The organism is Methyloversatilis sp. (assembly GCF_051861465.1).
Taxonomy (GTDB): Bacteria; Pseudomonadota; Gammaproteobacteria; order Burkholderiales; family Rhodocyclaceae; genus Methyloversatilis.
Map to the genome: position 1 here is coordinate 58205 of NZ_JBHYCQ010000007.1, position 11258 is coordinate 69462.

An 11258-nucleotide genomic window follows, 5' to 3' on the forward strand; every position below is an offset into this window, starting at 1 on the left:
CTCCCACAGACCGCCACTTCCAGAAGGGGCGTGTGCCGATTGCGGCGAAGGCGCCGCTTTCAGCGCGCCGCGGTCGGCGTGTTCTCGAGTGTCTCGGCCGGACCGCCGGTTTCGATGCGACCGCTCCAGCCGCCACCGAGTGCCTGATAGGTGTTGACCAGCGCAGTGACCCGGTCGAGGCGGCTGGCGATCAGCTGACGTTCGGCCGACAGCCGCTCGCGTTCGGCATCGAGCAGCACGATGCGGCTGGCGTTGCCGGCGTTGAATGACAGTTCGGCCAGATCGCGCGCGCCACGCGTGGCGTCGGCCAGTTTCACCGTCTCTTCCATCGCCTCGCGCGCGCCCCGCGCGGCGGACAGCGCGCCGAGCGCATCGGCATAGGCCTGACGGGCTGCCTGCTGATAGGTCTGCGCGATCTGCGCGCGTTCGGCTTCCGACTGCGCAACCAGCGCACGCGTGCTGAGCAGGCCGACCAGCGGCTGTGCGATCGCGGCGCCGACGCTCCAGGTGCGGGCGGACGCCGACAGCAGATTGCCCAGCGTGGCACTTTCGCCGCCCAGTGCGGCGGTCAGCGAAATGGTGGGCATCCATTGCGTGCGCGCCACTTCGACGCTGAGGCTGGCGGCGGCGAGATTGGCTTCGGCGGCGCGCACGTCGGCGCGTCGCGCCAGCAGATCGGACGTCAGGCCGGATGGAATCTCCGGCTGCACGGCAAGTGTGGACAGCGCAAGACCGCGATCCGGCATCTTTTCGACCAGTTCGCGCGGCGAGCGGCCGAGCAGCACCGACAGTGCCGTCTCTGCCTGTTCGCGCGCGCTGCGCGTGCTGGCCAGCGACGCGGCCACGCCGGCCCGTTCGGAGCGCGCCAGTTCCAGGTCATAGCGGCTGATCGCCCCCCCGGCGAACTGCCTGTCGCGCAGCGACAGCGCGGATTCGCGGGTGGTCAGCGTCTGCGCCAGCAGCGCCTCGTCGGCATCCAGTGCGCGCAGATTGAAGTAGGCGCGCGCCACCTGGGCGCTGATCGATGCACGCAGCGCTTCCAGCGCATAGCGGCTGGAGGCGAGCTGCTGGCGCGCCACGTCGCGCTGGCCGGACAGGCGACCGAACAGGTCGAGTTCGTACGACGCGTTGAAACCGCCGATGACCGTGTTGTACTGGCGCGGCCGGTTCGGAATCGGCCGCTCGTTGCTGAACTGCTGGCGCGAACCGGACAGCGACAGACTGGCATCAGGCAGGCGGTTGATGCGCACCAGATCGAGCGTGGCCTGCGAGGCCTGCACGCGCTGGGCGGCAATCACCATGTCGTCGTTGCGCACCAGCGCCTCGGCGATCAGGCCGTCGAGCACCGGATCGCGGAAGCTTTCCCACCAGCGGTCGAGCTCGACCGGCGTCGTGGCGCTGACCGACGGCAGGTCCAGTTCGGGCGCCGGTTTCGGCATCAGCGAGCAGGCGGACAGCAGGCTCGCCGCGAGCAGCGCGCCCAGCGCGCCGCGACGCGCAGGATCAATGAGGCGCATAGGGATTCTCCGGCTTCGGGGGTTCGACTTCTTCCGGCGGTGTGGACAGCCGGCGGTCGACGATGATCTTGTAGAACAGCGGCACGAAGAAGATCGCGAGGAAGGTGGCCGCAATCATGCCGCCGATGACGCCGGTGCCCACCGACACCCGCGCACCCGCGCCGGCGCCGGTCGAAATGGCCAGCGGCAGCACGCCGAGGATGAAGGCGAGCGAGGTCATGATGATGGGGCGCAGCCGCAGGCGCGCTGCCTCGATTGCCGCCGCAGCCACCGCATAGCCTTCCTGGTGCTTGAGCACCGCGTATTCGACAATCAGGATGGCGTTCTTGGCCGACAGGCCGAGCAGCGTCACCAGACCGATCTGGAAATACACGTCATTGGTCATGCCGCGCAGCCAGACTGCGGTCAGCGCGCCGAAGATGCCGAACGGCATGGCGAGCAGCACCGAAAACGGCAGCGACCACTTCTCGTACAGCGCGGCCAGGATGAGGAACACCATGACGGCGGCCATGATGAGCGCGATCGATGCCGCGCTCGACACGCGCTTCTCCTGGAAGGCGGCGCCGGTCCATTCGAAACTGGTGTCGCCCGGCAGGGCCTTGGCCAGCCGCTCCACCTCGGCGATCGCCTGACCGGACGAATAGCCGGGTGCCGCCTGCCCCATCAGTCGCACCGCAGGCAGGTTGTTGTAGCGATTCACCGTATCCGGGCCCGAGCTGTATTCGACCTTGGCGAAGGCGGACACCGGCACCATGTCGCCGGCGGCGTTCTTCACGTACAGCCGGCCGATGTCTTCCGGCGAACGACGGTACTGGCTTTCGGCCGACATCAGCACCTGCCACACGCGACCGAACTTGTTGAAGTCGTTCACGTAGAAGGTGCCCAGCGTGCCGGCCAGCGTGTTGAAGGCTTCGGTCAGCGGAATGCCCAGCGCCTTGGCGCGCTCGCGGTCGACGTCCACGAACAGCTGCGGCGCATTCGGCCGCCACAGGGTTTGCAGCCCGCCGGCCAGCACCGGCGTCTGGTAGGACGAACCGATCAGCGCATTCATGTTTTCGACCAGCCTCTTCGTGCCGCCGTCGCCGCGGTTCTGCAGATAGAACTCGAAACCGCCGGTATTGCCGAGACCGAAAATGGCCGGCGGATTGAAGGCCAGTACCAGCGCCTCCTTGATGCCGCCGGTCTTCGCGAACACCTCGCCGACCAGCTGCTGCGTGCTCATCTTGCGTTCGTTCCAGTGCTTCTGGCTGACGAAGATGGTCGCCGCGCTGTTCTTGAAGCCGCCGCCGATGAAGTCCATGCCGGAGAAGGCCATCACGTGCTCGTTCGCATCGTTCGACTGGACCGCCTTCATCACTTCGGCCACCACCTTGTCGGTGCGCTCCAGCGTGGCGCCATCGGGCAGGAACACGGCGACGATGAAGTAGCCCTGGTCTTCGTCCGGCACCAGCGAGCCGGGCGTCTTGGTCCACAGGCCGATGGTGATGACGACCATACCGGCGAACAGCAGCACGCCGACCGCCGAGCGCTTGATCATCCAGGTGACGGCGCCGGTGTAGCGGTGCGTCACCCGGGTGAACCAGTCGTTGAACCACAGGAAGATGCGCGCCTGGTTCTTGTGCTCGTTCTTCAGCAGCGCCACGCACAGCGCCGGCGTCATGGTCAGCGCAACGATGCCGGACAGCACGACCGCAATCGAAATGGTCACCGCGAACTGCCGGTACAGCTCGCCGGTCAGGCCGCCGAGGAAGGCGATCGGCACGAATACTGCAGTCAGCACCAGCACGATGGCCACCACCGGCCCGGTCACTTCCTGCATCGCCTGGATGGCGGCGTCGCGCGCCACCATCTGTTGCTCGTGCATGATGCGTTCGACGTTCTCCAGCACCACGATGGCGTCGTCCACCACGATGCCGATCGCCAGCACCATGCCGAACAGGGTCAGCGTGTTGATCGAATAGCCGAGCAGGTGCAGACCGGCGAAGGTGCCGAGCAGCGACACCGGCACCGCCAGCAGCGGAATCAGCGTGGCGCGCCAGTTCTGCAGGAACACGAACACGACGACGAACACCAGGATCATCGCCTCGCCCAGCGTCTTCACCACTTCGGTGATCGACACCTCGACGAAGCGCGTCGTGTCGTACGGAATCGCGTAAGTCATGCCCTGCGGGAACCGCTCGGCCATGTCAGTGATGGCCGCCTTGGTCACCTTGGCGACGTCGAGCGCGTTGGCGCCCGGCTGCAGGAATACGCCCATCAGCACCGCGGGCTTGCCGTTGTAGGTGCCGTTGAAGTCGTTGTCCTTCGAACCGAGTTCGATCCGTGCGACGTCGCGCAGGCGCAGCTTCGAACCGTCAGCGTTCGAACGCAGGATGATGTTCTCGAATTCCTCGACCGTGGACAGCCGGCCCTTGGTGGTGATCGTGTACACCATGTCCTGGCCGCCGCCGGTCGGCGACTGGCCGATCTTGCCGGCCGCGAACTGGGCGTTCTGGTCGCGCAGCGCAGCGGCGATTTCGGTCACCGTGACGCCGAGCTGGGTCATGCGGTCCGGGCGTACCCAGATGCGCATCGCGTAGTCCTTGGCGCCGAAGATCTGCACGTTGGTCGTGCCGGGGATCTTCTTGATGTTGTCCAGCACGTTCAGCGTCACGTAGTTGGACGTATACAGGTCGTCGTACTTGTCGTCCGGCGAATAAAAGGCCAGCACCAGCAGGAAGGCGGACGAGCCCTTCTCCACCGTCACGCCTTGCCGGCGCACCTCTTCCGGCAGCCGGGCGTCGGCCTGCTTGACCCGGTTGTTCACGTTCACCGCCGCCTTGTCGGGATCGGCGCCGATTTCGAAGGTGACCTGTATTTCCACCACGCCATTCGAGGTCGAGGTGGACTGCATGTACATCATGCCTTCCACGCCGGTGATGACGTTTTCCAGCGGTGCGGCAACCGTCTGCGCGATGGTTTCGGCCGACGCACCCGGGTAGATGGCGCGCACGGTGACCACCGGCGGCGCGATTTCCGGATACTGCGCGATCGGCAGCGCCCGCATCGCCGCCAGACCGGCCAGCACGAGCAGGATGGAAATGACGAACGCGAAGATCGGCCGGTCGATGAAGAAGCGCGAAAACATGGGCGCGCTCCTTATTGCGGCGCGGCAGGGGCTGCTGCGGGCGCCTGACCGTTGTCGATCTGCACCGGCGAGCCGGGCACGAAGATGCGCGCCATGCCGTCGACGATGATGCGCTCGCCCGGCTGCAGACCTTCGCGGATCACCCAGGCGTTTTCCAGCGCACCGTCGAGCTGCGCCCATTCGCCGAGCTTGACCGGCCGCGGCTGCGCCAGCAGCTTGCCGTCGGCTTCCGCAATCACATAGACGAACTTGCCGTTCGGGCTGTCGAGCACCGCACGCTGCGGCACAGCCAGCGCGTCCGGGCGCGTGGCGCCGGACAGCGCGACGCGTACGAACTGGCCGGGAGACAGCTTGCCGTCACGGTTTTCGAAGGTGGCACGCAGCGCGAAGGCACCGGTGCTGGTGTCGGCCTTGTAATCCTCGAAGCCGAGCCGCCCGGTACGCGGGAATTCCATGCCGTCGGAGGTACGGATCTTCACAACGAAGCCGGCGTTGTCGAGCCGCAGCAGGCCGCGCGCGATCTCGTCGCGGGTGCGCAGGTATTCCGCTTCGCCGACGCCGAAATTGACATACGCCGGATCGACCTGGGCCAGCGTGGTCATCAGGCTGTCAGAGCCGGCGACCGCCAGACTGCCTTCGACCTTCAGCGCACGGCCGGCCAGACCGCCCAGCGGCGCACGCACATCGGTGTACCCCAGATCGATGCGCGCGGTCTGCAGCTGCGCTTCGGCCGACTTCACCGCGGCGCGTGCCAAGTCGCGCTGCGACAGCGCGTCGTCCGATTCCCTGCGACTGGCCGCTTCCGCATCGGCCAGCGGCTTGATGCGCGCGTACTCGCGATCGGCCTGCGCCAGCTGCGCCTTCGCCTGATCGAGCTGGGCTTCGGCAGCGGCGACCCGGGCGCGATAAGGCGCGGCGTCGAGCCGGTACATCACCTGCCCTTCCTTGATGCGCTGGCCTTCTTCGTACAGGCGCTTTTCGACGATGCCGGTGACGCGCGCCCGCACCTCGATTTCGCGCGAGCCGGCCACCTGGCCGACATACTCGAAACGGACCGGCACTTCGCGTGGCGCCACCTCGATGACCTTGACTGCCGGCGGCGGCATGCCGCCATTGGCCGGCTTGCCGTCCTGCTTGCCGCAGCCCGCCAGCGCGAGCGCAAGCACCATCGCGGACAGCCAGCCCGCGCGCTGAAAGGAATCCATCGCTTTATTCATGATCCATCCCGGAAGCTGACGCGGCCATGCCGCGCGAAAGTATCGGGCCAAGGAAGCAACGGCCCTGTTATGACGGGAATTATAAACATACATCCTTGTATGTTTAAATTCCTGAATGAAAAAAATTTTCATTCAGGGCACGACGAACGGGCGGTTCTCGATCAGACAGAGGGAAAGGGTCCCAACCAGGATCACCGGGCGCCGTTTGCCATGCGCTGACGCGCAAGGCAAGGGCCACGGATCGTGCGACGGTCAAGGCGAACAATCGGACATCATCCCCGTACGGGTTCTGCGCCCGACGGGCGAGCCACCTCGTACTGACCGACCAGGGCGACGCTGCGGTCCGGTCATACGGTGGTGATTCGCTGGAATCAGGCGACCGGTGCAGGCGCCTGCATGCCGCCGACGATGAAGGGCAGCAGCGAGCGCAGCAGCGATTCCGGGTCTTTCGGGGTGGCGGGCGCGCAGTGACCCAGCAGTTGCATCACGTCGCGGCCGGCCATCACGTAAGCCACGATGCCGACGAAGAAGTACATGCGCCTGACCACCTCTTCTTCCGGCAAATCGGGCAGCGCGCGCTGCAGCGCGACGCGGTAGCGGTCCATGATCTGCACGTACTCGGCGGGAATGCAGTCATCACCGGGCTCGAAATAGGCGCGGCCGATCAGTTGCTTGAACACCGCACCCGACACCGTGTCCTTGCGCGACAGGCGCAGGATGGATTCGATGAAGGTCTGAACGATCTGCAGCACGGTCAGCGGCACACCGCCCGCTTCACGCTCCAGCTTGTCGAGATAGTCCGAGCGCCGGCCATCGGCACCGAGCACGCGCCGATAGATGGCTTCCATCAGGTCGCGCTTGGAGTTGAAGTGGTAATTGATGGACGCCAGCGGCACGCTGGCGGCCTGCGCAATCATGCGCATGGACGTCGCGGCATAGCCCTGCTCGGTAAACAGCTTTTCAGCCGCGTCGAAAATCCGTTCCTTCGCGTCTCCGCGTGGTCGGCCTGCGGGTCGCCCCCCCTTCTCAGTATCGTCGTCGGATTGCATGCGTACGCCTCTTTTCCGCCCCCGAATGTAGCACTGCACGCACAGCGGCGGTGCATCCGTCAGCCCTGCACGTGGCGGTGCGTGGCGGCGCCGGCCTGGACCGACATGGCCCCGTGTTTGCTTGTATCCGGCCATGAATACACACCCTGATCCTTTGTCCCGCGCGACCGGCAAGGTCTATCTGATCGGCGCCGGTCCGGGCGACCCGGAGCTGCTGACACTGAAGGCGGTGCGCGTGCTCGGCCTGTGCGACGTGCTGCTGGTCGATGACCTGGTCGATCCGGCGGTGCTCGCGCATGCGCGGGCGGATGCGCGCATCTTGCGTGTCGGCAAGCGTGGCGGTTGCCGCAGCACGCCGCAGGCCTTCATCGAACGTTTGATGCGGCGCTGCGCGCGCGCCGGGTTGACGGTCGGCCGTGTAAAGGGCGGCGACCCCTTCGTGTTCGGCCGCGGCGGCGAGGAGAAGCAGGCCATGGCGCGCGCCGGCATCGCCTGCGAAGTGGTCAGCGGCCTGTCCTCAGGCATCGCGGTGCCCGCTTCAATCGGCGTTCCGGTGACGCATCGCGACCTCGCCTGCGGCGTCACCTTCGTGACGGGCCACGCACGGGCCGACGGCCAGCCCGGACGCGAACCGGACTGGGCGGCGCTGGCGCGTTGCGGCACCACGCTGGTGATCTATATGGGCATGCGCACGCTGGACAGCATCACGCGGGCGCTGATCGATGGCGGGCTGCCGACCGGCACGCCCGCCTGCGCCATCCAGAACGGCACCCGCGGCGATCAGCGCAGCGTGCTGGCGACCGTCGCGACGCTGGCGATCGAGGTGTCGGCCGCCGGCCTCGGCAGCCCCGCCATCGTGGTGATCGGTGAGGTGGTCAGGCTGGCTGGTGCCGCTTCGCAGCTTGACCTGCCTGATGAAAGCACGCAGATGGCCGGCTGAACCCGAAGGCCGCCTGTGGGAGCGGCGGCCTCGCCGCGATTATCGTTGATCAACGCGCCGATCGCGGCGAGGGCGGCGCGGGGGTTTCGGCGAGCACTGCTCGCCGCCCGCAGAGCCGGCTGGCCATGCAGGGCGAGCCGTGGATCGCCGCTCCCACAAAACCGTCGCAGCTTACACAGGGGCTGCCCCTCCGGGACCGCCGTCTACTTGAGCTGTTCGTGCAGCAACGACAGGATGCGCTTGGCCGTCTTGCTTTCGTCCACGCCGCCCTCCGGCGTCAGCACCTGGACATTGCTCTGCTTGCCTTCACCCTTGATGTGGATGCGGTACTGGTTCTGGCCGGCTTTCGGATCCGGCTTGTCGTCCGGCATGAAGAACAGCAGCTTGGACAGCACGCCCCCCTTCTTCTCGCCGGCCGTTGCATCGACGTCCGGATCGACGTAGCGCACGAAATACACGCCTTGCGAACGGTCACGGTCCTCGACGGTGAAACCGACACGATCGAGTGCGAGGCCGACCCGGCGCCAGGCGCGGTCGAAACCTTCATAGATCTGCAGCGTGCCGCCCTTGTCCGCCGTCACCAGTTGCGCGCGCTCGGCCACCGGCTGGGCTGCGACCAGCGTCTTGGCCCGTTCGGTGTCGGCCCCCAGACGCACCATCAGCCTACGCAGCATTTCGGCTTCCAGTTCGGGGTCGGCGGGACGCGGTTGCCACACGGTGCTGTCGCCGCGCTCGTTGATGTACACCTCCATCACGCCGCGATGGCTGACGTAGATTTCGGTGGTGCCCGGTTCGGCACCGGGTTCGAGGCGGGTGCGGTACTTGTCGCGCTCCGGCGTCGAGTAGAGGTTGTCGAACACCTTGCCGATGGTGTTCCGGATGATGTCGTTTGGAAGCTTGGCGCGGTTCTCGTTCCAGTCCGTCTCCATGACACCCGCTTCGGGCTGTTCGATGTCGATCAGGAAACCGGTTTCCTGCCAGAACTCCTTCACCTGCGGCCACATCTGTTCAGGACTTCCCGCGACGACCAGCCAGCGCTGATTGCCCGAGCGCTCGATGCGCATCTTGTCGACCTGCGGCAGCACGGCACCGCCCTGCGGCTGCGCCTGGGCAGCCGGCCCTGCACGGTCTGCGTTGTAGGCAGACAGCGTGGCGACGTCACGGCCCGCCGAATCAGGCACCGCGTAGCGGTCGCTCGAGGCCGGCAGCGTGAGGTCGGGCGGCAGGTCAAGGCGCGGACCGCGCTTCTTGGCCGCCGCCTTGTAATCGACCTTGGTCGATTCGGTGTATTCGCTGATCATCGAGCACGAAGCCGCGAACGCGGCCAGCACGACAACCAGCAGGGTGCGCAACGCACCGGACTTCATGGGAATCATCGGTAAAGCCTCAGTTCAGCACGCCGGCCTGCTGCATCGCGGCGCGAACCTGCGGGTGGAATTGCGGTGCCAGTTCGGTCAGCGGCAGGCGAAGCGACGGGCCGATCAGGCCCAGTTGATGGACGGCCCACTTCACCGGGATCGGGTTGGCTTCGCAGAACAGCTGGCGATGCAGACCGGTGAGCTTCGCGTTGAGTGCGCGCGCCTTGACGGCGTCGGCCGCCAGGGCTGCAGCGTTCATTTCGTGCATCAGGCGCGGCGCCACGTTGGCGGTGACCGAGATGCAGCCGTGACCGCCCATCAGGATGAAGGCGCAGGTGGAGGCATCGTCACCGCTGTACAGCGCGAAGTCCTTCGGCGCGCGGTTGATCAGTTCGACCCCGCGGTCGAGATTGCCGGTCGCGTCCTTGATGCCGACGATGTTCGGGATTTCGGCCAGCCGCAGCGTGGTGTCGTTCGCCAGATCGGCCACGGTGCGACCGGGCACGTTGTACAGGATGAACGGCACGTCGACCGCTTCGGCCTGGGCGCGGAAGTGGCGGTACAAGCCTTCCTGCGTCGGCTTGTTGTAGTAGGGCACGACGGTCAGGCAGGCATCCACGCCCACGGCCTTCGCGCGCTGCGCCAGTTCGATCGCCTCGGCGGTCGAATTGGCGCCGGTACCGGCGATCACCGGAATACGGCCGGCAGCCTGTTCGACGGTGACGCGGATCAGTTCGCAGTGTTCGTCGACATCCACCGTCGGCGATTCGCCACTGGTGCCGACGATCACGATGCCGTCGGTGCCTTCTGCAATATGGAAATCGACCAGGCCGCGCAACCGCGGGTAGTCCAGGCTGCCATCTTCATGCATGGGCGTGACGATGGCGACGAGCGATCCGGTAATCATGAGTGAAGCAGCTTCAGCAGGAAACGCGGCATTCTACCGGAGGCCGCCGGCAAGCCCAACACGCACGGTGCGTCAGTCTGTAACAACGCAAGGCAGATGCAAGCTTCAAGTTTCAAGATCCAAGGACGGCGCGACTTGAAACTTGAATCTTGAATCTTGCATCTGCGTTCATCCAAGCTCCGCCAGCGCCCTCACGTGCTCCGTCACGCTGCGGCCGAGCGCGGACAGCGCATAGCCGCCTTCGAGCATCGATACGATGCGGCCCTGGCAGTGCACCTGCGCGAACTTGAGCAGTTGCGTGGTCACCCATGCGTAATCCGCCTCGAGCAGGCCGAGCGAGGCCATGTCGTCCTCGTAGTGCGCATCGAATCCGGCCGAAATGAACAGCATCTGCGGGGCGAATTCCTGCAGCCGCGGCAGCCACCGGGTGCTGACGGCCTCGCGGAAAGCCTCGCCGCGGGTGCCGGCCGGCAGCGGCACGTTGCACAGATTGTCGGCCAGTGGTTTGTCGCCCGAGTAGGGGTAGAACGGGTGCTGGAAGATGCTCACCATCAGCATGCGCTCGTCGCCGGCCACGATGTTTTCGGTGCCGTTGCCGTGATGCACGTCGAAATCGATGATGGCGACCCGCTCCAGCCCGTGCACCTCGAGCGCGTGACGGGCGGCGACGGCGATGTTGTTGAAGAAGCAGAAGCCCATCGCGCGACCGAATTCAGCATGGTGTCCGGGCGGGCGCACGGCGCAGAAGGCATTGCTGGCCTGGCCTGACAGCACCAGATCGGTGGCATGGATGCCGGCGCCGGCGGCACGCAGCGCGGCGCGCAGCGTACCGGGGCACATGGCGGTGTCCGGGTCGAGATGCACGATGCCGCTGGCCGGGGCCTGCTCGAACACCTGCCGGACGTGAGCGGCAGAATGCGCGCGCTCGAGCGCTTCGACGCCGGCCAGCGGCGCGTCGTGGTGGGCCAGGCAGATGTCGAGCCCGCTGGCGATCAGGCGGTCCTGTATCGCGCACAGGCGGTCCGGGCATTCGGGGTGGTGCGAACCCATGTCATGCAGGGCGCACTCGGGATGTGTAATGTATGCGGTGGTCACCGCGCCTCCTCCATTTTTGCAGCGATTGATGCAACCGCGCCTCTGCGT

General features: G+C 66.3%; 8 protein-coding genes. 1 reads left to right on the plus strand and 7 read right to left on the minus strand.

What is annotated here, in order from left to right:
- Nucleotides 1–59 precede the first annotated feature (59 nt).
- The 4 genes from ACTIFF_RS11580 to ACTIFF_RS11595 all read right to left on the minus strand — a co-directional run bounded on the left by ACTIFF_RS11580 (nt 60) and on the right by ACTIFF_RS11595 (nt 6910).
- Complete coding sequence (locus tag ACTIFF_RS11580; protein WP_439536967.1) at nt 60–1517, minus strand: efflux transporter outer membrane subunit; 1458 nt, start codon at nt 1515–1517, stop codon at nt 60–62.
- Nucleotides 1504–4644 carry an efflux RND transporter permease subunit gene (locus tag ACTIFF_RS11585; protein ID WP_439536968.1) on the minus strand — a complete coding sequence of 1047 codons (3141 nt, stop codon included), beginning with the start codon at nt 4642–4644 and terminating at the stop codon, nt 1504–1506. Before ACTIFF_RS11585 ends, ACTIFF_RS11580 begins: the two co-directional genes overlap by 14 nt.
- Nucleotides 4645–4655: 11 nt before the next feature.
- Nucleotides 4656–5861 carry an efflux RND transporter periplasmic adaptor subunit gene (locus ACTIFF_RS11590; protein ID WP_439536969.1) on the minus strand — a complete coding sequence of 402 codons (1206 nt, stop codon included), beginning with the start codon at nt 5859–5861 and terminating at the stop codon, nt 4656–4658.
- 371 nt (nt 5862–6232) lie between these two features.
- Complete coding sequence (locus ACTIFF_RS11595) at nt 6233–6910, minus strand: TetR/AcrR family transcriptional regulator (protein ID WP_439536970.1); 678 nt, start codon at nt 6908–6910, stop codon at nt 6233–6235.
- Between the two features lie 133 nt (nt 6911–7043).
- Here ACTIFF_RS11595 and cobA point away from each other — a divergent pair, with 133 nt between their 5' ends.
- Nucleotides 7044–7850 carry a uroporphyrinogen-III C-methyltransferase gene (gene cobA / locus ACTIFF_RS11600; RefSeq protein WP_439536971.1) on the plus strand — a complete coding sequence of 269 codons (807 nt, stop codon included), beginning with the start codon at nt 7044–7046 and terminating at the stop codon, nt 7848–7850.
- A gap of 203 nt (nt 7851–8053) precedes the next feature.
- Here cobA and bamC read toward each other — a convergent pair whose 3' ends face one another.
- The 3 genes from bamC to ACTIFF_RS11615 all read right to left on the minus strand — a co-directional run bounded on the left by bamC (nt 8054) and on the right by ACTIFF_RS11615 (nt 11165).
- On the minus strand, nt 8054–9226 hold the full coding sequence (bamC, locus tag ACTIFF_RS11605; RefSeq protein WP_439536972.1) for an outer membrane protein assembly factor BamC: 1173 nt from the start codon (nt 9224–9226) through the stop codon (nt 8054–8056).
- 10 nt (nt 9227–9236) lie between these two features.
- Nucleotides 9237–10115 (minus strand): 4-hydroxy-tetrahydrodipicolinate synthase, encoded by an 879-nt coding sequence (dapA, locus tag ACTIFF_RS11610; protein ID WP_306476672.1) that lies wholly within the window; start codon nt 10113–10115, stop codon nt 9237–9239.
- A 168-nt stretch (nt 10116–10283) separates the two neighbouring features.
- Entirely contained in the window at nt 10284–11165 is an 882-nt protein-coding gene (locus tag ACTIFF_RS11615) for a histone deacetylase family protein (protein ID WP_439537119.1), read from the minus strand.
- Nucleotides 11166–11258: the final 93 nt, after the last annotated feature.